Here is a 22,612-nt window from a genome sequence, read left to right on the forward strand (position 1 = left end):
TAGCACAGCTTAGCCTTGAGTCCCTGGCTGATCGAGTTGAGCGTCCAGCAAGGCCATGAAGGCCCGCGCAGCATTCGACAGCGTCCTTTCTGTGTGCAAGATATAGCCTAGCTGGCGAGTGAGCTGTATGCCCGGCAAAGGTATGCGCGCCACCTGGTCATCGAGCATGGTGCGCGGCAAAACGCTCCAGGCCAGCCCGATCGAGACCATCATCTTGATGGTTTCCAGGTAGTTGGTGCTCATGGCGATGTTTGGCGTCAGGCCCTGGGCTTCAAACAGCCGCTGCACAATGTGGTGGGTAAAGGTATTGCCACCGGGGAAGACCGCCGGGTGTCGGGCGATGTCCGCCAGGCTGACCTTGCCGTTATTGAGCAACGAATGCTCCGGGGCAACCACGAAATCCAGCGGGTCGTCCCATACAGGGGTGGCCTTGACCAGCGCATGGGGTTCTGGCGCCAGGGTAATGACCGCCAGTTCGGCGCGGCCATGGAGAATTTCCTCGTAGGCCACTTCCGAATCGAGGAACTGAATATCCAGAGCCACTTGTGGGTAGAGTCGGGTGAACTCCCTCAGCAAGGGCGGCAAACGGTGCAAGCCGATGTGGTGGCTGGTGGCCAGGGTCAGACGGCCGGTCACTTCGCCGGTGAGGTTGGTCAGGGCTCGGCGCGTATCATCGAGGACATTGAGAATCTGATAAGCCCGCGGCAGCAGGGCGCGCCCGGCCTCGGTCAGGCCCACTTCACGACCCAGACGGTCGAACAACCGCACCTTCAATTGCTGCTCCAGCCCGGCGATGCGCTTGCTGATGGCCGGCTGGGTCAGGTGCAGCCGTTCCCCGGCGCCGGAGAAGCTTCCGGTCTCGGCGATGGCAATAAAGGCATTGAGGTTGGCCAGGTCCATAGTAGTATTCCAGTTGGTTATCCAAAGCATAAAAAATATGAATTTGAGTTATTTAATGTAACCCCATAGGATCAGCCTCACAAGCCAAGGGGTTATTGAATCGCTCAAGACCCAGGGCATAGAAACAAGCTGATGAGGAAACCGTCTGATGGCCGGCAAAACGCTCTACGACAAGCTCTGGGATTCGCATTTGGTCAAGCAGCGCGACGATGGCTCTGCGCTGATCTACATCGATCGTCACATCATCCACGAAGTGACCTCGCCGCAAGCCTTCGAAGGCCTGCGTCTGGCCGGGCGCAAGCCATGGCGCATCGATGCCAACATCGCGACCCCGGACCACAACGTACCGACCACGCCGGAGCGCAAGGGCGGCATCGACGCCATCGTTGACCAGGTTTCGCGCCTGCAAGTCCAGACCCTCGATGACAACTGCGATGAATACGGCATTGTCGAGTTCAAGATGAACGACGTTCGCCAGGGCATCGTCCATGTCATCGGCCCGGAGCAAGGCGCAACCTTGCCCGGCATGACCGTGGTCTGCGGCGACTCCCATACCTCGACCCATGGCGCATTCGGCGCATTGGCCCACGGTATCGGCACTTCCGAAGTCGAGCATGTGCTCGCCACCCAGTGCCTGGTCGCCAAGAAAATGAAAAACATGCTGGTGCGCGTCGAAGGCCAATTGCCGTTCGGCGTGACCGCCAAGGACATCGTGCTCGCGGTGATCGGCAAGATCGGCACCGCCGGCGGTAACGGCCACGCCATCGAGTTCGCCGGCAGCGCGATTCGCGACCTGTCCGTCGAAGGCCGCATGACCATCTGCAACATGTCCATCGAGGCCGGCGCTCGCGTAGGCCTGGTGGCTGCGGACGAAAAAACCGTGGCTTACGTCAAGGGCCGTCCATTTGCCCCGAAAGGCGCGGAATGGGACCTGGCCGTTGAAGCCTGGAAAGACCTGGTGTCTGACGCCGATGCCACGTTTGATACGGTTGTCGAGCTCGATGCGACCCGGATCAAGCCGCAAGTCAGCTGGGGTACTTCGCCTGAGATGGTGCTGGCGGTAGACCAGAACGTGCCGGATCCTGCGAAGGAAATGGACCTGGTCAAGCGCGACTCCATCGTCCGTGCCTTGAAGTACATGGGTTTGACCGCCAATCAGGCGATCACCGACATTCAGCTCGACCGCGTGTTCATCGGTTCCTGCACCAACTCGCGGATCGAAGACCTGCGTGCGGCGGCCGTGATCGCCAAGGGCCGTAAAGTGGCCTCGACCATCAAGCAGGCCATCGTGGTGCCGGGCTCGGGCCTGGTTAAAGCCCAGGCTGAATCGGAAGGCCTGGACAAGATTTTCCTCGAGGCCGGTTTCGAATGGCGTGAGCCGGGTTGCTCGATGTGCCTGGCGATGAACCCGGACCGCCTGGAGTCTGGTGAGCATTGCGCCTCGACCTCCAACCGTAACTTCGAAGGCCGTCAGGGTGCCGGTGGTCGTACTCACCTCGTCAGCCCGGCCATGGCCGCAGCCGCTGCTATAAACGGTCGTTTCGTCGACGTCCGTGAATTGATCTGAAGGAGCGCAGCATGAAAGCTTTTACCCAGCACACTGGTCTTGTCGCGCCTTTGGATCGTGCCAACGTCGACACCGACCAGATCATCCCGAAGCAGTTCCTGAAGTCGATCAAGCGCACGGGCTTTGGCCCGAACCTGTTCGATGAATGGCGTTACCTGGATGTGGGCCAGCCTTACCAGGACAACTCCAAGCGTCCGCTGAACAAGGACTTCGTCCTCAACGCCGAACGTTACCAGGGCGCCAGCGTGTTGCTGGCCCGCGAGAACTTCGGTTGCGGCTCCAGCCGTGAACACGCGCCGTGGGCGCTGGAAGAGTACGGTTTCCGCAGCATCATCGCGCCGAGCTATGCCGACATCTTCTTCAACAACAGCTTCAAGAACGGCTTGCTGCCGATCATCTTGAGCGACGCCGAAGTCGACGAACTGTTCCAGCAGGTCGAGGCTAATCCGGGCTATCAGTTGCAGGTTGACCTGCAGGCCCAGACCGTGACCCGTCCGGATGGCAAGGTGTTGAGCTTTGAGATTGATGCGTTTCGCAAGCATTGCCTGTTGAACGGCCTGGACGATATCGGCCTGACCTTGCAGGACGGCGATGCGATTGCGGCATTTGAGGCCAAACATCGTGCGAGCCAGCCTTGGTTGTTTCGCGACGCTTGAATTTGCTTAAGGCGTAATGACGCCATCGCGAGCAAGCTCGCTCCCACATTGGATTTGCGGCGTAAACAAAACCTGTGGGAGCAAGCTTGCTCGCGATGAGGCCAGAACAGACACCCCAAGACTCACCCCAAAAAGGAAGTCCCCATGACCAGCACCGCCCGACACAGCCAGGTAGTCCAGAAGCAATTCGGTGAACAGGCCTCGGCCTACCTGAGCAGTGCCGTACACGCTCAAGGCACCGAATTCGCGCTGCTACAGGCCGAACTGGCGGGGCAGGGCGAGGCCAGGGTCCTGGATCTGGGGTGCGGCGCAGGTCACGTGAGTTTTCACGTAGCCTCATTGGTGAAAGAGGTGGTGGCCTACGACCTGTCGCAGCAAATGCTCGACGTGGTCGCTGCCGCTGCTGTCGACCGTGGCTTGAGCAACGTAACCACGGTCAACGGTGCCGCCGAGCGCCTGCCGTTCGCCGATGGCGAATTCGATTTCGTCTTCAGCCGCTATTCGGCGCACCATTGGAGCGACCTGGGCGTGGCCCTGCGGGAGGTGCGTCGAGTCCTGAAGCCGGGCGGTGTGGCCGCGTTCGTCGACGTGTTGTCACCGGGTAGCCCGCTGTTCGACACTTACCTGCAAAGCGTCGAAGTGCTGCGCGACACCAGCCATGTGCGCGATTATTCCGCTGGCGAGTGGTTGCGCCAGGTCAGCGAGGCGGGGCTGCACACCCGCAGTACCACCCGTCAGCGCTTGCGCCTGGAATACAACAGCTGGGTCGAGCGCATGCGCACACCGCAAGTGATGCGCGCGGCGATCCGCGAGTTGCAGCAGTCGATGGGCAATGAAGTACGCGAATATTTTGAGATTGAGGCCGATGGTTCGTTCAGTACGGATGTGCTGGTACTGATGGCCGAGCGATAGAATTTTTCCGGGTGCGCCCAAGGCGCACCGACTGATGACATGAGGAAAGCATGAGCAAGCAGATTCTGATTCTCCCAGGTGACGGTATTGGCCCGGAAATCATGGCCGAAGCGGTCAAGGTGCTGGAATTGGCCAGCGACAAGTTCGCCTTGGGTTTCGAACTGAGCCACGACGTGATCGGTGGCGCTGCCATCGACAAGCACGGCGTGCCGTTGGCCGACGAGACCCTGGAGCGTGCCCGCGCGGCCGACGCCGTGTTGCTGGGCGCCGTTGGCGGCCCGAAATGGGATGCCATCGAACGTGACATCCGCCCTGAACGCGGTCTGCTGAAAATCCGTGCGCAACTGGGCCTGTTCGGCAACCTGCGTCCGGCGATCCTGTACCCGCAACTGGCCGAGGCTTCCAGCCTGAAGCCGGAAATCGTGGCCGGCCTGGACATCCTGATCGTTCGTGAGCTGACCGGCGGCATCTACTTCGGCGCGCCTCGTGGTACCCGTACCCTGGAAAACGGCGAGCGTCAGTCCTATGACACCCTGCCGTACAGCGAAAGCGAAATCCGCCGCATCGCCCGTGTCGGTTTCGACATGGCCATGGTCCGTGGCAAGAAGCTGTGCTCGGTGGACAAGGCCAACGTACTGGCCTCCAGCCAACTGTGGCGTGAAGTGGTCGAACAAGTGGCCAAGGATTATCCTGAAGTCGAACTGAGCCACATGTACGTCGACAACGCCGCGATGCAGCTGGTGCGCGCACCGAAGCAGTTCGACGTGATCGTTACCGACAACATGTTCGGCGACATCCTGTCCGACCAGGCCTCGATGCTCACCGGTTCCATCGGCATGCTGCCGTCGGCGTCCCTGGACACCAACAACAAGGGCATGTACGAGCCGTGCCACGGTTCGGCCCCGGACATCGCGGGCAAGGGCATCGCCAACCCGCTGGCGACCATTTTGTCGGTGTCGATGATGTTGCGTTACAGCTTCAACCAGCAGGCCGCGGCCGATGCCATCGAGAAAGCCGTCAGCCTGGTGCTGGATCAGGGCTTGCGCACCGGTGACATCTGGTCGGCCGGTTGCACTAAAGTCGGTACGCAGGAAATGGGTGACGCAGTAGTCGCCGCGCTGCGGAATCTGTAATCTCTCGGGCCCGCTGCCAAATTCAAGACAAGGCAGCGGTCCACATTTCAAGAAGGTGTAGTTGCGATGAAACGTGTAGGTCTGATCGGTTGGCGCGGCATGGTCGGTTCCGTGCTCATGCAGCGGATGCTGGAAGAGCAGGATTTCGATCTTATCGAGCCGGTGTTTTTCACCACTTCCAATGTCGGTGGCCAAGGCCCGTCCGTGGGCAAGGACATTGCTCCGCTCAAGGACGCTTACAGCATTGAAGAGCTGAAAACCCTCGACGTGATTCTGACCTGCCAGGGTGGCGACTACACCAGCGAAGTCTTCCCCAAGCTGCGTGAAGCCGGCTGGCAGGGTTACTGGATCGACGCCGCTTCCAGTCTGCGTATGCAGGATGATGCGGTGATCGTTCTGGATCCGGTCAACCGCAAGGTCATCGACCAGCAACTGGACGCGGGCACCAAGAACTACATCGGCGGCAACTGCACCGTCAGCCTGATGCTGATGGGCCTCGGTGGCCTGTTCGAAGCTGGCCTGGTGGAGTGGATGAGCGCCATGACCTATCAGGCGGCCTCCGGTGCCGGCGCGCAGAACATGCGTGAACTGATCAAGCAAATGGGCGCGACCCACGCCGCTGTTGCCGATCAACTGGCCGATCCGGCCAGCGCGATCCTCGACATCGACCGCCGTGTGGCTGAAGCCATGCGCAGCGACGCTTACCCGACTGAAAACTTCGGCGTACCGTTGGCCGGCAGCCTGATCCCGTGGATCGACAAGGAACTGCCGAACGGTCAGAGCCGCGAAGAGTGGAAGGCCCAGGCCGAGACCAACAAGATCCTCGGTCGCTTCAAGAGCCCGATCCCGGTCGATGGCATCTGCGTGCGCATCGGCGCCATGCGCTGCCACAGCCAGGCGCTGACCATCAAGCTGAACAAAGACGTACCGATCGCTGATATCGAAGGTTTGATCAGCCAGCACAACCCTTGGGTCAAGCTGGTGCCGAACAACCGCGAAACCAGCATTCAGGAGCTGAGCCCGAACAAGGTCACCGGCACCCTGAACATCCCGGTTGGTCGTCTGCGCAAGCTGAACATGGGCTCGCAATTTGTCGGCGCGTTCACCGTCGGCGACCAGTTGCTGTGGGGCGCGGCCGAACCGCTGCGTCGCATGCTGCGGATCCTGCTCGAGCGTTGATCGGTTGATGCAATGAAAGAACCCGCGCCTTGCAAGAGGCGCGGGTTTTTTATTCCCGGCAACCTGATGTTTATGGGTTGCCTGATATTCCGTCATCGCGAGCAAGCTTGCTCCCACATTGGAATGCGTACCCCCTGTGGGAGCGAGCTTGCTCGCGATGAGGCCGGTACAGACACTACAAATCCCAGGCAGAAATTGCCTGTATCCCACCCACCCGGTAAAGTGCCGCTCCCCCCGTTTCGCCAGAGGTCAAACCATGAGCCAGTCCATTGATATTGCCGTGATCGGCGCCACCGGTACTGTCGGCGAAACACTCGTGCAGATTCTCGAAGAGCGCGATTTCCCGATCGGCAACCTGCACCTGTTGGCCAGCAGCGAGTCGGCCGGCAGTTCGGTGCCGTTTCGCGGCAAGAACGTGCGGGTGCGGGAAGTCGATCAGTTCGACTTCAGCAAGGTGCAGTTGGCATTCTTTGCCGCCGGCCCGGCGGTTTCGTTGAGTTTCGCTTCCCGCGCGACCGATGCCGGTTGCTCGGTTATCGATCTCTCCGGTGCCCTGCCGGCCGAAAAGGCGCCACAGGTTGTGCCTGAAGCCAATGCCCAGGTGTTGGCCGGCTTGAACAAACCCTTTCAGGTCAGCAGTCCAAGCCCGTCGGCCACCACGCTGGCGGTGGTGCTCGCGCCACTGATGGATTTGCTTGATTTGCAGCGCATCAGCCTGACCGCCAGCCTGGCGGTATCGGCCCAGGGCCGCGAAGCCGTGAGCGAGCTCGCCCGGCAAACCGCCGAACTGCTGAATGTGCGGCCGCTGGAGCCGAAATTCTTTGATCGGCAAATGGCCTTCAACCTGTTGGCCCAGGTCGGTAAACCGGATGAGCAAGGTCATACGCTGCTGGAAAAACGCCTGGTGCGTGAGCTGCGCCAGGTCATGGCGCGGCCTTCATTGAAGATTTCCGTCACTTGCATTCAAGCCCCGGTGTTTTTTGGCGATAGCTATAGCGTGACCCTGCAGTCCGCGAGTGAAATCGACCTGGGGAAAGTCAATGCGGCCCTGGAAGACGCTCCCGGCATCGAACTGGTGGAAGCCGGCGACTACCCGACCCCGGTGGGCGATGCGGTAGGCCAGGATGTGGTCTACGTTGGTCGGGTTCGCCATGGTATTGACGACACGTCGGAACTTAATCTGTGGCTGACGTCAGATAACGTACGCAAAGGCGCGGCGCTCAACGCTGTGCAGCTGGCCGAGTTGTTGATAAAAGACCTGCTGTAAAAGATACTTTGCAACAATTTGTCGAATGATTCCGCGCGAGCCTATGCTTGCCGGAGTGCTGAAGGCAGAGCCACTCTGCGGGGCTTTGCCGGGCATCAATGAAATGATCGCGCGCGACGACCCTCGCCGTTGCGTGCAATGCCTTACGGCAGCGACTATCAATACCTTCTCGCTGGCCGAGGAATGTTCAAACTAAGGATGAGCTAATGGTTCAAGTTCGCAAACTGGTGTTAGCAATAGCGGCCGCCTCGGCGCTGTCCTCCGGTATGGCGCATGCCCTCGGGCTCGGGGAGTTGACCCTGAAATCGACGCTCAACCAGCCGCTGGTGGCGGAAATCGAGCTGCTCGATGTCAAGGATCTCACCGCCGCCGAAGTGGTACCGAGCCTGGCCTCACCAGACGATTTCGCCAAGGCCGGTGTCGACCGCCAGGCGTTTCTCAACGACTTGACCTTCACCCCGGTGCTCAACGCCAGCGGCAAAAGCATCCTGCGCGTGACCTCCAGCAAGCCACTTTCCGAACCCATGGTGAAGTTCCTGGTTCAGGTCATGTGGCCGAACGGCCGCTTGCTGCGCGACTACAGTGTGCTGCTCGATCCGTCCAAATTCTCGCCGCAAACCGCTGAAGCGGCTGCGCAGCCGACCTCGACGGTTGCCGTGCCCGTCACCGGTGCGACCAAACCGTCCCAATACACCACCACACCGCGCGATACCCTGTGGGAAATCGCCGCAAAGGCGCGTAATGGCGGTTCGATCCAGCAAACCATGCTGGCCATCCAGGCGTTGAACCCGGATGCCTTTATCGACGGCAACATCAATCGCCTGAAAACCGGCCAGGTGCTGCGCATGCCGGACCAGGCGCAGAGCACTGGCCTGCCGCAAGCCAAGGCCATTGCCGAAGTGGCCGCACAGAACAAGGCCTGGCGCCAGGGTCGCCGTTATGTGGCAAAACCCGGGGCAGGGCAGCAACAGCTCGATGCCACCAATCGCGCTCGTACCGAGGGTGCTCCGGCGCAAGCGGCCTCCGACAAGTTGAGCCTGGTGTCTGCCGAGTCCGGCAAGAGCCCTGGCAAAGGGGCTGCCGGAGATGCCAAGGCCCTCAGCAACAAGCTGGCGGTGACCCAGGAAAGCCTCGACACCAGTCGTCGTGATAACGCCGAACTGAAAAGCCGCATGGCCGATCTGCAAAGCCAGGTGGACAAGCTGCAGCGCCTGCTCGAGTTGAAGAACAATCAACTGGCCAAGTTGCAAACCGAGGGCTCTGCAGCTGCACCGGCGGCTGCGACAGCGCCGGCAATGTCGGCCGAGCTGGCTGCCAACCCGGAGGCAGCGCCTGCACTGGTTGCCGCTGCGCCTGCCCCTGAGGCAACGCCCGCGCCAGCCGAGAAGCCCGTCGAGGCGACACCGGCGGCATCCGACGATCAGAAATTCAATGAGTTGCTGACCAACCCGGTGCTGCTGGGCCTGGTGGGTGGCGGTGCGGTGATTCTCCTGCTCCTGCTGCTGTTGCTGGCGCGTCGACGCAAAGCCCAGCAAGCAGCCGAGAAACATCTGCGCATGGCCCGTGCCTTGGCCGAAGATCAGCCGTTCTCGGCCGATTTCGACTTGCCGGAAAGCAGCTTCGAAGGCCTGGAAGTTCCGCCGCCGAGCGTGAAACTGGCGACCGCCCCGACGCCTGCTCCCGCGCCAGCGCCGGTGGTTGCTCCGGTGGTGATGACCACGCCGATCGCCGCACCATTGGTGGCGCCGGCTGCCGAGCGTTCCGACGACGTGCTGGGTCAGGCTCAGTCGCACATCAATGCCGGTCGCCTGAATCAGGCCGCCGCGTTGCTGGAGGACGGCGTCAAGCAAGAGCCCAAGCGCAGCGATCTGCGCTTGAAACTGATGGAAGTCTACGGCCAGCAAGGCGACCGCGATGCGTTCGTCGGCCAGGAGCGTCAGTTGGTGGCCAATGGCGACAACTTCGCCCAGGTTGAAAAACTCAAAAGTCGCTTCCCGGCCATGGCGCTGGTGGCTGCCGGTGGCATCGCCGCAGCCGCCGTTGCTGCCGAGCTGGACGCGCAATACGTCAAGGAGCTGTTGCTCGATGAGCCGCAAGCACCGGCGCCAGAACCAGAACCAGCACCGTTCGAGGATGACCTCGACAGCGCCTTCGACCTGAGCCTGGATGATCTGGACGCGATTACGCCTTTGGCGCCTGCACCTGCACCTGCACCTGCACCGGAGCCTGAAGTGGCGGCGTTGCCGGATCTTGGTGAGTTCCCGCTGGACGACGATCTGAGCTTTGAGTCGGTGTTGCAGCAGCAGACTGAAATCAAGGAAAACCTCGACGATCTGTCGGACTTCGACCTCGACCTGGATCTCGGTGCGCAACCGTCGCCGGCGATGCTGGCTGAAGACGATTTCCTGCTGGATCTGGATGAGGGCGTGAAGGATTTCCCGGTTGCCGAAACCCCGGCTGTTCCTGAGGTCGCGCTGGATGATCTGGAGTTGCCGGCCGATTTCGATCTGTCGCTGGCCGAGGAACTGGACGCGCCGGATGCGTTCGCGGCAGAGCTGGATGATGTCAACGCCGAACTGGAGAGCTTGTCCAACAGCATCGGCGAGCCGACCTTTACCGAAGCTGATGCCGCGCTGGATAGCGATGATGACTTCGACTTCCTCTCGGGCACTGACGAAGCCGCTACCAAGCTCGATCTGGCTCAGGCCTATATCGACATGGGCGACAGCGACGGTGCTCGCGACATCCTCAATGAGGTGGTAAGCGAAGGCAGTGCCGAGCAGAAGAGTGAAGCCGAGGAGATGCTTTCGCGCCTGGCTTGATTGATCGGCAGGTTGAAAAAAAGCGGCAGCCCATTGAGGCTGCCGTTTTTGTTTGGCTCATTAATTGATGTTGTTTGCTTGGGCCTCATCGCGGGCAAGCCTGCTCCCACAGAGATTTGTGTCGTTCACAAAACCTGTGGGAGCGGGCTTGCCCGCGATGAGGCCGGGACAGTCAATGGAGAACTCTCTGGCATCCCCGCCCGGCGGCCTTATAATGCCCGCCTTTGGTACATCATCAGGCTGTCCCTCCTTGGCAAATATAGATAACCCGGCCGCCGAAATGGCAGCCGACGGCTTTTTCCGGATCGCGCTGGGCGTCGAATACAAAGGCTCGCGCTACCGCGGCTGGCAGCGCCAGGCGTCCGGGGTGCTCACCGTGCAGGAAACCCTCGAAAACGCCTTGTCCAAAGTCGCCGACTCGCCCGTTTCGCTGATGTGCGCCGGGCGTACCGACGCCGGGGTGCATGCCTGCGGACAGGTGGTGCATTTCGACACTCAGGTCGAGCGCTCGATGAAGGCCTGGACCATGGGCGCCAACATCAACTTGCCCCATGACGTCAGTGTCAGTTGGGCCAAGGTCATGCCGGCGCATTTCCATGCGCGGTTCAAGGCCATTGCCCGGCGTTATCGCTACGTGATCTACAACGATCAGATCCGCCCGGCGCACTTGAACGAAGAGGTGACCTGGAACCACCGTCCGCTGGACGTCGAGCGCATGGCCGAGGCCGCCCAGTACCTGCTCGGCACCCATGATTTCAGTGCTTTTCGCGCCGGTCAGTGCCAGGCCAAGTCGCCGATCAAGGAATTGCATCACCTGCGCGTTACCCGTCACGGCAAGATGATCGTGCTGGATATTCGCGCCAGCGCCTTCCTGCATCATATGGTGCGCAACATTGCCGGTGTGCTGATGACCATTGGCGCCGGAGAGCGTCCGGTGGAGTGGATGAAAGAGGTGCTGGAGAGCCGGATTCGACGGACCGGTGGCGTGACCGCGCATCCATTCGGCTTGTATCTGGTTCAGGTCGAGTACCGTGACGAGTTCGAGTTGCCCGAGCGCTACATCGGTCCGCACTTCCTGACCGGCTTCTCGGAACTTGGCGGCTGACGCCCTCGAACGCTTTTGTTACCATCCGGGACTTTCCCGGATTTGTCTTGGAGTTGTATCGACATGTCAGCCGTTCGCAGCAAGATCTGTGGGATTACCCGCATAGAGGATGCGTTGGCAGCCGTCGAGGCCGGGGCGGATGCCATCGGATTCGTGTTCTACGCCAAAAGCCCCCGTGCGGTGACGGTCCAGCAGGCGCGCTCGATCATCAAGGCGCTGCCGCCGTTCGTGACCACCGTGGGCTTGTTCGTCAATGCCAGCCGTTGCGAGCTGGGGGAAATCCTCGACGCGGTGCCCCTGGACCTGCTGCAGTTTCACGGCGATGAAAGCGCGGCGGAGTGTGAGGGTTGGCACCGCCCGTACATCAAGGCGCTGCGGGTCAAGGCGGGAGATGACATCGCCGCGGCCTGTGATGCTTATGCCAGTGCCAGCGGAATCTTGCTCGATACCTATGTCGAAGGCGTTCCCGGAGGAACCGGGGAGGCGTTTGACTGGTCACTGATACCGCAAGGCTTGAGCAAGCCGGTCATTCTGGCGGGCGGTCTGACGCCGGATAACGTCGCCGAAGCGATTGCCCGCGTTCGGCCTTATGCCGTGGATGTCAGCGGCGGGGTTGAGGCGAGCAAGGGCATCAAGGATCACGCAAGGATTCAGGCATTTATCAAAGCGGTACGTGGTAGCACCCATTGATGTGACGGCTGGCAGTCTGCCGCCGTCCACTGCACTGTACAAAACGGCTGAGGGTCATGGGGTGGTACGCAGGTCACGTTTCGCTGACCCGGCCATTCACTGATCATCGCCGCACACATGAATTTAGCGCTAGGGCATACACGGGGCCGCGAACCAGAGCGTTCGGGCCGCCGGTACTGGAGAAAGAAAGCATGAGCAACTGGTTAGTAGACAAACTGATCCCTTCGATCATGCGTTCCGAGGTCAAGAAGAGCTCGGTGCCTGAAGGTCTTTGGCACAAATGCCCGTCTTGCGAGGCTGTGCTGTATCGTCCGGAGCTGGAAAAGACCCTGGACGTTTGCCCCAAGTGCAACCATCACATGCGTATCGGCGCCCGCGCCCGTATCGACATCTTCCTCGATGTTGAAGGCCGTGCCGAGCTGGGTGCAGACCTGGAACCGGTTGACCGTCTGAAATTCCGCGACGGCAAGAAGTACAAGGACCGCCTGACCGCTGCACAAAAGCAGACTGGCGAAAAAGACGCACTGGTTTCCATGAGCGGCACTTTGCTGGGCATGCCGGTCGTGGTTTCGGCGTTCGAATTTTCCTTCATGGGCGGTTCGATGGGCGCCATCGTCGGTGAGCGTTTCGTTCGCGCCGCCAACTACGCCCTGGAAAAACGTTGCCCGATGATCTGCTTCGCCGCTTCCGGCGGTGCGCGGATGCAGGAAGCGCTGATTTCCCTGATGCAAATGGCCAAGACCTCCGCGGTGCTGGCCCGTCTGCGTGAAGAAGGCATCCCGTTCATCTCCGTGTTGACCGACCCGGTCTACGGCGGCGTTTCCGCCAGTCTGGCGATGCTGGGCGACGTGATTGTCGGCGAGCCGAAGGCGTTGATCGGTTTTGCCGGTCCGCGTGTGATCGAGCAAACCGTGCGCGAGAAACTGCCGGAAGGCTTCCAGCGCAGCGAGTTCCTGCTGGAGCACGGTGCCATCGACATGATCATCGACCGTCAGGAGCTGCGTCCGCGTCTGGGCAACCTGCTGGCGCAAATGATGGGCCTGCCGACGCCGAAGTTCGTTGCTGCCCCTATCGAGCCGATCGTGGTTCCACCGGTACCCGCCAGCCTATGACCCAACGTACCCTTGGCGAATGGCTCGCCTACCTTGAACAGTTGCACCCTTCAGCCATCGACATGGGCCTGGAGCGGTCGCAGCAGGTAGCGTCCCGTATGGGACTGGGCAAGCCGGCGCCTCGGGTGATCACGGTCACCGGGACCAACGGCAAGGGTTCCACCTGTGCGTTCGTGGCGTCCTTGCTGCGGGCCCAGGGCTTGAAAGTGGGGGTCTACAACTCCCCGCACCTGCTGCGTTACAACGAGCGGGTAACAGTCAATGGCGTCGAAGCCACGGATGCCGAGCTGTGCGAGGCCTTTGCCGCGGTAGAGGCCGGGCGCGGCGACACTTCCCTGACTTACTTCGAAATGGGCACCCTGGCGGCATTCTGGCTGTTCCAGCGCTCCGGGCTCGATGCAGTGGTGCTGGAAGTCGGTCTGGGCGGTCGCCTGGACACGGTCAACGTGGTGGACGCCGACATGGCGCTGGTCACCAGTATCGGTGTCGATCATGCGGATTACCTCGGTGATACCCGGGAGTCCGTGGCCTTCGAGAAGGCCGGTATTTTCCGTCAGGGCGCGCCTGCGCTCTGCGGCGACCTGAATCCTCCACAACCTCTGCTGGACAAGGCGCGCGAGCTTAATTGTCCGTTTTTCCTGCGTGGGCGCGATTTTGACCTCGGTGTGACCGATCACAACTGGCAATGGCGCGGTGTCGATGGGCAAGGGCGCGTGGTGGAGCTGCGCGACCTGCCACTGCTCGATCTACCGATGGAAAACGCCGCGCTGGCGTTGCAGGCTTACCTGCTGCTCGGCTTGCCTTGGGCGGATGCGCAGATTATCGAGGCGCTACGGGCCACCCGGGTGGTCGGTCGCCTGGATCGCCGTGAGTTCGAGTGGCAAGGCAAGCGCTTGAATCTATTGCTGGATGTGGGGCATAACCCCCATGCGGCGGAGTATCTGGCTCGCCGCCTGGCCAGCCGCCCGCCGGTCGGCAAGCGTCTGGCGGTGTTCGGGTTGCTGGCGGACAAAGACCTGGGTGGTGTTGTCGGCGAATTGAATGCTAGTGTCCAGCACTGGGCTGTCGCACCTCTGGATTCGCCTCGGGCGCGTTCGGTTGCGGATTTGCACGCCGCGTTGCAAGGTCTTGGTGCGTCGGTCACGTCATACGACAGTGTCGCGGCCGCCCTGGAAGGGCAGTGCGCTCAGGCCACGAGCGACGACGAAATCCTGTTGTTCGGATCATTTTATTGTGTCGCCGAGGCCCTTGAATGGCTGGCCCGGCGCTCCACGGAGGAAGCGGCAAATGGCATTGCTGGATAAGGCATACAAACAGCGCATGGTTGGCGCCCTGGTGTTGGTCGCGCTGGCGGTGATTTTTCTGCCGATGCTGTTTTCCCGCCAGGACGAACAGCGCCAGGTGACGGTCGAAGCGCCCGCGGCTCCGCAGGCGCCGGCGATGCCCCAGGTACAGGTCGAGCCCGTGGCGGTGCCTGAGCCGCAAGCCCTGCCTCAGGAACCCGTGCCGAGCGATGACGAAATCGCCCAGCAGGAATCGGCGGTGCCAGCTGTTCCGGTGGCTCCAGCGCCTGCGGCTCCAGCGCCAGCAGCCAAGCCGGCTGCACCCGCGCCGGTCCCGGCTTTGGCGGCTAAGCCTGCAACGGCGCCTGCCCAGCCGATCACCGCGGCACCGGGCAAGCCGGACACCACGCAAAGCCGTGTCGATGCCAATGGTTTGTCTGTCAGCTGGTCGGTGCAACTGGCCAGCCTGTCGAACCGCGAAAGCGCGGAAAAACTTCAGAAAACCCTGCGCAGCCAGGGTTACAACGCCTACATCCGTACCGCCGACGGCAAAAACCGGGTGTTTGTCGGGCCGCTGATCGAGCGTGCCGAAGCCGACCGGCTGCGTGACTTGCTCAACCGCCAGCAGAACCTCAAGGGGTTTGTGGTGCGCTTTCAACCGGAACGTGGCTAAAACTATCTCCCCGATATGAAATGCACTGACAATCGCAGCTTACCGATAAGCATGGGCTCTGCTAAAATGCGCCGCCTTATCCGTCTGTAGGCTGCACTGTGCCATTTACCTGGGTTGACTGGGCGATCGTTGCAATCGTCGCCATCTCCGCATTGATCAGTCTGAGCCGCGGCTTCGTCAAGGAAGCACTGTCGCTGCTGACCTGGATCATCGCAGGAGTCGTAGCCTGGATGTTCGGTGGCTCACTGTCCGAGTACCTCGGCGGGTACATTCAAACGCCATCGGCACGTATAATAACGGGCTGTGCCATCATGTTTGTCGCCACTTTAATCGTAGGCGCAATGATCAATTATCTTATCGGCGAACTGGTTCGCGTCACCGGGCTCTCCGGGACCGACCGATTCCTCGGCATGGCCTTCGGCGCCGCCCGTGGCGGGTTGCTGGTGGTTATCGCCGTCGGGCTGTTGAGCCTGGGGCCGGTACAGCAGGACGGGTGGTGGAAAGAGTCACAGCTCGTGCCAAAATTTCTATTGGTTGCAGACTGGTCCAAAAACCTGATCCTCGGGTGGAGCAGTCAGTGGCTTGCCAGCGGAATCAGCGTACCCGCTGATATTCCGTTCAAGGAGCAACTCTTGCCGATGGCCAAAACGCCTCAGTGAGTAGTGCTCAGTTCAGATCCATTAAGTAGGGGTTGCGTCGCATGTGTGGCATCGTCGGTATCGTCGGTAAGTCGAACGTCAATCAGGCGCTGTATGACGCGCTAACCGTCCTCCAGCACCGCGGCCAGGACGCTGCCGGTATCGTGACCAGCCATGATGGCCGGTTATTCCTGCGCAAGGACAACGGCCTGGTGCGTGACGTGTTCCAGCAACGTCACATGCAGCGCCTGGTCGGTCACATGGGTATTGGCCATGTGCGTTATCCAACCGCGGGCAGCTCGACGTCGGCTGAAGCTCAACCGTTTTACGTCAACTCGCCTTACGGCATCACCCTGGCGCACAACGGTAACCTGACCAATGTTGAACAACTGGCCAAGGAGATTTACGAATCTGACCTGCGCCACGTCAACACCAGTTCCGATTCGGAAGTACTGCTCAACGTGTTCGCGCACGAACTGGCCCAGCGCGGCAAGTTGCAGCCGACCGAAGAAGACGTTTTCGCCGCCGTCACCGACGTGCACAACCGTTGCGTCGGTGGTTATGCCGTCGTAGCAATGATCACCGGCTACGGCATCGTGGGCTTTCGCGACCCGCACGGCATCCGCCCGATCGTTTTCGGCCAGCGTCACACCGACGAAGGCGTCGAGTACATGATCGCCTCGGAAAGCGTTTCCCTGGACGTACTCGGCTTCACCCTGATTCGCGACCTGGCTCCGGGCGAAGCGGTCTACATCACTGAAGAGGGCAAGCTGTACACCCGTCAGTGCGCGACCAACCCGTCCCTGACCCCGTGCATCTTCGAACACGTCTACCTGGCGCGTCCGGACTCGATCATCGACGGCGTTTCGGTCTACAAGGCCCGTCTGCGCATGGGCGAGAAACTCGCCGAGAAGATCCTGCGCGAGCGTCCGGATCACGACATCGACGTGGTCATCCCGATTCCGGACACCAGCCGCACCGCGGCCCTGGAGCTGGCGAACCACCTGGGCGTGAAGTTCCGCGAAGGCTTCGTGAAGAACCGCTACATCGGCCGGACCTTCATCATGCCGGGCCAGGCCGCGCGGAAAAAATCCGTACGCCAGAAGCTCAACGCCATCGAGCTGGAGTTCCGCGGCAAGAACGTGATGCTGGTGGACGATTCCATCGTTCGCGGTACCACTTGCAAGCAGATCATCCAGATGGCCCGCGAAGCCGGCGCCAAGAACGTTTACTTCTGCTCTGCGGCGCCAGCGGTTCGCTACCCGAACGTCTACGGCATCGACATGCCGAGCGCTCACGAGCTGATCGCCCACAACCGTTCGACCCAGGACGTGGCAGACCTGATCGGCGCCGACTGGCTGATCTATCAGGACTTGCCTGACTTGATCGAAGCGGTCGGTGGCGGCAAGATCAAGATCGACAAGTTCGATTGCGCGGTGTTCGACGGCCAGTACGTCACCGGCGACGTCGACGAGGCTTATCTGAACAAGATCGAGCAGGCACGCAACGATGCCTCCAAGGTCAAGACGCAGGCAGTCAGTGCGATCATCGATCTGTACAACAACTGAGTAACTACCGGCCCTGAGGGGCCGGTTTTGTATCTGGCAAAAAGACTTTTATCTATCAAGAGCAAGGCAAGGAGTGACAGCATGAGTCAGGATTGGGATGCCGGTCGGCTGGACAGCGACCTCGAAGGCGTAGCGTTCGATACCCTGGCCGTACGTGCCGGTCAGCACCGTACGCCGGAAGGTGAGCACGGTGATCCGATGTTCTTCACTTCCAGCTATGTATTCCGTACCGCCGCCGATGCCGCCGCGCGTTTTGCCGGCGAAGTGCCGGGCAACGTCTACTCGCGCTACACCAACCCGACTGTGCGTGCCTTTGAAGAGCGCATTGCCGCGCTGGAAAGCGCCGAGCAGGCCGTGGCCACCGCGACCGGCATGGCCGCGATCATGGCGGTGGTGATGAGCCTGTGCAGCGCCGGCGATCACGTGCTGGTGTCGCGCAGCGTATTTGGCTCGACCATCAGCCTGTTCGAGAAGTACTTCAAGCGTTTCGGTATCGAAGTCGATTACGTGCCCTTGGCGGACTTGTCCGGCTGGGACGCGGCAATCAAGGCCAACACCAAATTGCTGTTCGTCGAATCGCCGTCCAACCCGCTGGCCGAGCTGGTGGACATTGCCGAACTGGCGAAAATCGCTCACGCCAAAGGCGCGATGCTGGTGGTCGATAACTGCTTCTGCACCCCGGCGCTTCAACAGCCGCTGAAAATGGGCGCGGACATCGTCGTGCACTCGGCCACCAAATTCATCGACGGTCAGGGTCGTTGCATGGGCGGCGTCGTGGCCGGTCGCGGCGAGCAGATGAAGGAGGTGGTTGGTTTCTTGCGCACCGCCGGGCCGACCCTGAGCCCGTTCAACGCCTGGATCTTCCTCAAGGGCCTGGAAACGTTGAACCTGCGGATGAAGGCCCATTGCGCCAACGCCCAGCAACTGGCCGAGTGGCTGGAGCAGCAGGACGGTATCGAGAAAGTCCATTACGCCGGCCTCAAGAGCCATCCGCAGCACGAATTGGCGCTGCGCCAGCAGAAGGGCTTCGGTGCGGTCGTCAGTTTTGAGGTCAAGGGCGGCAAAGAGGGCGCCTGGCGCTTTATCGACGCCACGCGCCTGATTTCGATCACCGCCAACCTGGGTGACAGCAAAACCACCATCACCCATCCGAGCACCACCTCCCATGGTCGCCTGGCGCCGCAAGAGCGTGAAGCGGCGGGCATTCGTGACAGCCTGATCCGCGTTGCGGTCGGCCTGGAAGACGTGGCGGACCTGCAAGCCGATCTGGCACGCGGCCTGGCTGCGTTGTGATCGAGTTGTCTGCGCCGACCACCGGCTCAAATGGTCGCGTAGCGCTGGTGACCGGTGCGGCGCGGGGCATTGGCCTGGGGATTTCGGCCTGGCTGATCAGCGAAGGCTGGCAAGTCGTGCTGACGGATCTGGATCGGGAGCGGGGTTCGAAAGTGGCGAAAGTGCTGGGCGACAACGCCTGGTTCATCGCCATGGATGTCTCCAACGAGGGGCAAGTCGCGCTGGGCGTAGCCGAGGTGCTCGGTCAGTTCGGGCGCCTGGATGCGCTGGTATGCAATGCAGCGGTTGCCGATCCGCACAACATCACCCTGGAAAGCCTCGATTTGGCTCACTGGAATCGGGTGTTGGCGGTGAACCTCAGTGGGCCGATGTTGCTGGCCAAGCACTGTGCACCGTACCTGCGCGCTCACAGCGGCGCCATCGTCAATCTGGCTTCGACCCGCGCCGGGCAGTCGGAGCCCGACACAGAGGCCTATGCGGCGAGCAAGGGCGGTTTGTTGGCCCTGACGCATGCGTTGGCCATCAGCCTTGGCCCGGAGATCCGGGTCAATGCCGTCAGTCCTGGCTGGATCGATGCGCGCGACCCCTCGGTGCAACGTGCCGAACCCTTGACCGAGGCCGATCATGCCCAGCATCCGGCGGGCAGGGTGGGGAAGGTCGAGGATGTCGCGGCGATGGTGGCCTGGCTGCTGTCGAGGAATGCCGGATTTGTCACCGGCCAGGAATTCGTGGTCGATGGCGGCATGACCAAGAAGATGATTTACAGCGAGTAAGCTCCGGGATTGATGTTGAATGTGCTGCTTTCGCGAGCAAGTCGAATCGTCGCACCGCCGCTCCCACATTTGGAATGCATTCCCCTGTGGGAGCGGGCTTGCTCGCGAAAGCGCACTTGCTGCACATACATAATTTTGTCTTTTTCAGAAAAACTTCAATCCTGCTATTGACTTAGGTTCGCTACCTGCGTAAATTTCGCGGCCTCGGAGATGCAAACGGGTGATTAGCTCAGCTGGGAGAGCGTCTGCCTTACAAGCAGAATGTCGGCGGTTCGATCCCGTCATCACCCACCACTTCCGAGATACTTGCGAAAGCAAGAGGTAGGCTGAAATGCCTCCACCGACGCGCAGCGGTAGTTCAGTCGGTTAGAATACCGGCCTGTCACGCCGGGGGTCGCGGGTTCGAGTCCCGTCCGCTGCGCCATATTTTCCGAGTCAGGCATGCCTTGATTCGAGATTGAAAGAGAGATTGAAAAGTCTCGGAGCTTTCAGTCAGACAAGTTACTTGAGCGTCAGCTCAAAGCGATACGCAGCGGTAGTTCAGTCGGTTAGAATACCGGCCTGTCACGCCGGGGGTCGCGGGTTCGAGTCCCGTCCGCTGCGCCATATCTGCCCCGAGGCCCACTGAACGCCTTGGAGCTACGAAGAAGCCACTGGTTACTTCGAGTCGATAGCAAAGACCCTGGTCGAAAGACCGGGGTTTTTTGTTTCTGCGATTTAAGTTTTTGCGACCCATTCTGCAGGAGCGAGCAAGCACGCTCCTGCTCGGTTGTTGGTATTCGGCAATCAGCCTTGCAAATACACCGCATGAGTATGGGTGTACTCATACAGCCCATGCTTGCCATCCGCGCCACCAATACCCGATTTACGCACGCCGGCGTGGAAGCCCTGCATCGCTTCGAAATTCTCGCGATTGACGTAGGTTTCGCCAAAATCCAGCTCACGCATGGCCTGCAGGGTTTTGCTCAGGTCACGGGTGTAGATAGATGAAGTCAGGCCATAGTCGCAGTCGTTGGCCAGGGCGATGGCTTCGTCCAGGTCGTCGATTATCTGGATCGGCAGCACTGGGCCGAAAATCTCTTCGCGCATGATCTCCATGTCCGCGCGGCAACCCGCCAGCACCGTTGGCTGGAAATGGAAGCCATTGGGCAGGTCGGCCATCTGCCCGCCGCTGATCAGGCTTGCGCCCTGGCTCAGCGCGGTGCGGACTTTGCGGTTGACGCTGTCCAGCCCCTGGCGGTTGATCAGTGGGCCCATCTCGACGTCGGGCTGGGCAATCGGGTCGCCATAACGGGTCGCGCTCATGGCCGCTGCGATGCGTTCGATAAATTGATCCGCCACCTTGCGTTCGACGTACACCCGCTCGGCACAGTTGCACACCTGCCCGCTGTTTATGATGCGCGAATCGCGGATCGCCCTGACCGCCAGGTCGAGGTCCGCATCCGCCAGCACAATGGCCGGTGCCTTGCCGCCCAGTTCCAGGTTGAGCTTGGTGATGTTCGGTGCGGCGGCAGCCATGATCCGCGAGCCGGTGTCGACGCTGCCGGTGAAGCTGATCATGTCCACGCCCTTGTGCGAACTCAGGGCGGCGCCGACCTTCCCGTCGCCACAGACCACGTTGAACACGCCGGGCGGCAGGTCGGTTTCGGCGACCAGTCGGGCGAACTCGAAGCAGTTGTTCGGGGTTTCTTCACTGGGCTTGATGACGATGGTGTTGCCGGTCAGCAGGGCCGGGGCCATCTTGCGGGCAATCAGGAAGAAGGGGAAATTCCACGGCAGGATCCCGGCCACCACGCCCAGTGGTTTGCGGAACAGGAAGATGTTTTCGTTCTGGCGGTCGCTGGTGATGATTTCACCTTCGATGCGCCGGGCCCATTCGGCCATGTAGTCGAGGTAGTCGGCGGTGAAATTGACTTCGACTTCCGCCAGCCCGCTGATCTTGCCTTGTTCCAGAGTGATGGTGCGCGCCAGGTGCGCGACGTTTTCCCGCAGTTTGGCAGCGATCCGGCGCAAGTGGCCGGCGCGATCATTGGCCGGTTTGCGCGCCCAGCCTTTCTGGGCGGCACGGGCGGCGGCGAGGGCGCGCTCGACGTCCTCGGCGGTCGAGGCGGGGACTTTCGACAGCATGGCGCCGGTGGCCGGGTTGATCACATCGAGGTGGGCAGCGCTGGCCACGAACTGGCCGTCGATGAAGTTTTCGTAAACAGGCACGGATGACATGGTGCGACTCCTTGGCAGATCAGTAAGTGCGTGACGGCGCTTGAGTGGCAGCGGGTTCGCGGTGGTGGGCGAGGGTGGCCATGGCACCTTGGCGCAGCAGGCTGATGTCGATGGCCACTGCAATGAACTGGCAGCCCCAGCGCTGGTAGCGGCGGGCGTCTTCTTCGTTGGGGGCGAGGATGCCGCAGGCCTTGCCGGCTGCCAGCGTGGCGTTCACGGCGTATTGAATCCGCTCCTGGACTTCCGGATGGCCGGGGTTGCCGGCGTGGCCCAGGCCGATCGACAAATCCGCCGGGCCGATAAACACCGCATCCACACCCTCGACGGCGGCAATCGCTGCGACGTTTTCCACGCCGGTGCGCGATTCCACCTGCACGATCAGGCACAGTTGTTCGTGGGCGGTATTCAGGTAGTCCGGCACACCGTCCCAGCGGGTGGCGCGGGTCAGGCCGCCGCCGACACCGCGAATGCCGTGGGGCGGGTAGCGCATGGCGCGCACCAGTGCCTGTGCCTGCGCGGCGGTTTCGACCATCGGGATCATCAGCGTCTGTGCGCCGATGTCCAGCAGTTGCTTGATCAGGTTGGCATCGCCATTCACTGCGCGCACCACTGGCGCGGTCGAGTAAGGCGCCACGGCCTGCAATTGAGCGAGTACCCCGGGCACGGTGTTGGGCGCGTGCTCGCCATCGATCAGCATCCAGTCGTAACCGGTGGTGGCGACGATCTCGGCGGCGTAGCCGGTGGCGAACCCGGCCCAGATGCCATATTGGGTCGCTGAGCTGTTCAGCGCGGCCTTGAACGCGTTGTGCGGCATGTTCATG

19 protein-coding genes and 3 tRNA genes are annotated in these 22,612 nt (G+C 61.3%); 19 read left to right on the forward strand and 3 right to left on the reverse strand.

From position 1 onward, the window contains the following. Nucleotides 1-9: 9 nt before the first annotated feature. On the reverse strand, nt 10-900 hold the full coding sequence (locus PSJE_RS07385) for a LysR family transcriptional regulator (protein ID WP_057715578.1): 891 nt from the start codon (nt 898-900) through the stop codon (nt 10-12). Between the two features lie 148 nt (nt 901-1,048). Here PSJE_RS07385 and leuC point away from each other — a divergent pair, with 148 nt between their 5' ends. The 19 genes from leuC (at nt 1,049) to PSJE_RS07480 (ending at nt 20,177) form a co-directional block, all read left to right on the forward strand. After that, a complete protein-coding gene (gene leuC, locus PSJE_RS07390; RefSeq protein ID WP_090454220.1) occupies nt 1,049-2,467 on the forward strand; it encodes a 3-isopropylmalate dehydratase large subunit in 1,419 nt (472 codons plus the stop codon). An 11-nt stretch (nt 2,468-2,478) separates the two neighbouring features. Further along, nucleotides 2,479-3,123 (forward strand): 3-isopropylmalate dehydratase small subunit, encoded by a 645-nt coding sequence (gene leuD / locus PSJE_RS07395; RefSeq protein WP_015095895.1) that lies wholly within the window; start codon nt 2,479-2,481, stop codon nt 3,121-3,123. A 144-nt stretch (nt 3,124-3,267) separates the two neighbouring features. Beyond that, nucleotides 3,268-4,035 carry a class I SAM-dependent methyltransferase gene (locus PSJE_RS07400; protein ID WP_057715576.1) on the forward strand — a complete coding sequence of 256 codons (768 nt, stop codon included), beginning with the start codon at nt 3,268-3,270 and terminating at the stop codon, nt 4,033-4,035. A 50-nt stretch (nt 4,036-4,085) separates the two neighbouring features. Beyond that, nucleotides 4,086-5,168 carry a 3-isopropylmalate dehydrogenase gene (leuB, locus tag PSJE_RS07405; protein WP_007997553.1) on the forward strand — a complete coding sequence of 361 codons (1,083 nt, stop codon included), beginning with the start codon at nt 4,086-4,088 and terminating at the stop codon, nt 5,166-5,168. Between the two features lie 66 nt (nt 5,169-5,234). Next, the gene (gene asd, locus PSJE_RS07410; protein WP_057715575.1) at nt 5,235-6,347 is read left to right on the forward strand and encodes an aspartate-semialdehyde dehydrogenase; all 1,113 of its coding nucleotides are present in this window, start codon (nt 5,235-5,237) and stop codon (nt 6,345-6,347) included. A 256-nt stretch (nt 6,348-6,603) separates the two neighbouring features. Then, nucleotides 6,604-7,614 carry an aspartate-semialdehyde dehydrogenase gene (locus PSJE_RS07415; RefSeq protein ID WP_090454222.1) on the forward strand — a complete coding sequence of 337 codons (1,011 nt, stop codon included), beginning with the start codon at nt 6,604-6,606 and terminating at the stop codon, nt 7,612-7,614. 206 nt (nt 7,615-7,820) lie between these two features. Continuing rightward, nucleotides 7,821-10,436: a motility hub landmark protein FimV gene (locus tag PSJE_RS07420; protein ID WP_090454224.1), complete on the forward strand. Its 2,616-nt coding sequence runs from the start codon at nt 7,821-7,823 to the stop codon at nt 10,434-10,436. A gap of 280 nt (nt 10,437-10,716) precedes the next feature. Beyond that, nucleotides 10,717-11,541, forward strand: coding sequence for a tRNA pseudouridine(38-40) synthase TruA (truA, locus tag PSJE_RS07425; protein WP_032829430.1), 825 nt, complete (start codon nt 10,717-10,719; stop codon nt 11,539-11,541). Nucleotides 11,542-11,604: 63 nt separating this feature from the next. Then, nucleotides 11,605-12,231 (forward strand): phosphoribosylanthranilate isomerase, encoded by a 627-nt coding sequence (locus PSJE_RS07430; RefSeq protein ID WP_090454225.1) that lies wholly within the window; start codon nt 11,605-11,607, stop codon nt 12,229-12,231. Between the two features lie 191 nt (nt 12,232-12,422). After that, complete coding sequence (gene accD, locus PSJE_RS07435) at nt 12,423-13,343, forward strand: acetyl-CoA carboxylase, carboxyltransferase subunit beta (protein ID WP_008047319.1); 921 nt, start codon at nt 12,423-12,425, stop codon at nt 13,341-13,343. Beyond that, nucleotides 13,340-14,647 (forward strand): bifunctional tetrahydrofolate synthase/dihydrofolate synthase, encoded by a 1,308-nt coding sequence (gene folC / locus PSJE_RS07440; RefSeq protein ID WP_090454226.1) that lies wholly within the window; start codon nt 13,340-13,342, stop codon nt 14,645-14,647. The genes accD and folC overlap by 4 nt, the downstream gene beginning before the upstream one ends. Then, entirely contained in the window at nt 14,631-15,299 is a 669-nt protein-coding gene (locus tag PSJE_RS07445; protein WP_090454228.1) for an SPOR domain-containing protein, read from the forward strand. The genes folC and PSJE_RS07445 overlap by 17 nt, the downstream gene beginning before the upstream one ends. 98 nt (nt 15,300-15,397) lie before the next feature. Further along, a complete protein-coding gene (locus PSJE_RS07450) occupies nt 15,398-15,958 on the forward strand; it encodes a CvpA family protein (RefSeq protein ID WP_007975669.1) in 561 nt (186 codons plus the stop codon). A 41-nt stretch (nt 15,959-15,999) separates the two neighbouring features. Next, the gene (purF, locus tag PSJE_RS07455) at nt 16,000-17,505 is read left to right on the forward strand and encodes an amidophosphoribosyltransferase (protein WP_007975670.1); all 1,506 of its coding nucleotides are present in this window, start codon (nt 16,000-16,002) and stop codon (nt 17,503-17,505) included. A gap of 81 nt (nt 17,506-17,586) precedes the next feature. Next, nucleotides 17,587-18,798: an O-succinylhomoserine sulfhydrylase gene (locus PSJE_RS07460; protein ID WP_057715568.1), complete on the forward strand. Its 1,212-nt coding sequence runs from the start codon at nt 17,587-17,589 to the stop codon at nt 18,796-18,798. Beyond that, the gene (locus PSJE_RS07465) at nt 18,795-19,571 is read left to right on the forward strand and encodes an SDR family oxidoreductase (RefSeq protein ID WP_090454230.1); all 777 of its coding nucleotides are present in this window, start codon (nt 18,795-18,797) and stop codon (nt 19,569-19,571) included. Before PSJE_RS07460 ends, PSJE_RS07465 begins: the two co-directional genes overlap by 4 nt. 218 nt (nt 19,572-19,789) lie before the next feature. Beyond that, a tRNA-Val gene (locus PSJE_RS07470) sits at nt 19,790-19,865 on the forward strand. Nucleotides 19,866-19,918: 53 nt separating this feature from the next. Then, a tRNA-Asp gene (locus PSJE_RS07475) sits at nt 19,919-19,995 on the forward strand. A 105-nt stretch (nt 19,996-20,100) separates the two neighbouring features. Beyond that, a tRNA-Asp gene (locus PSJE_RS07480) sits at nt 20,101-20,177 on the forward strand. Between the two features lie 180 nt (nt 20,178-20,357). On the opposite strand, the gene aldA is transcribed toward PSJE_RS07480, so the two are convergent. Both aldA and PSJE_RS07490 read right to left on the reverse strand, forming a co-directional pair. Continuing rightward, nucleotides 20,358-21,791, reverse strand: a complete 1,434-nt coding sequence (gene aldA, locus PSJE_RS07485; RefSeq protein ID WP_090454232.1) for an aldehyde dehydrogenase — start codon at nt 21,789-21,791, stop codon at nt 20,358-20,360. 19 nt (nt 21,792-21,810) lie between these two features. Then, entirely contained in the window at nt 21,811-22,611 is an 801-nt protein-coding gene (locus PSJE_RS07490) for an aldolase/citrate lyase family protein (protein ID WP_090454234.1), read from the reverse strand. Nucleotide 22,612 lies beyond the last annotated feature (1 nt).

Source organism: Pseudomonas jessenii, assembly GCF_002236115.1.
In the GTDB taxonomy this organism is placed as follows: Bacteria; Pseudomonadota; Gammaproteobacteria; order Pseudomonadales; family Pseudomonadaceae; genus Aquipseudomonas; species Aquipseudomonas jessenii.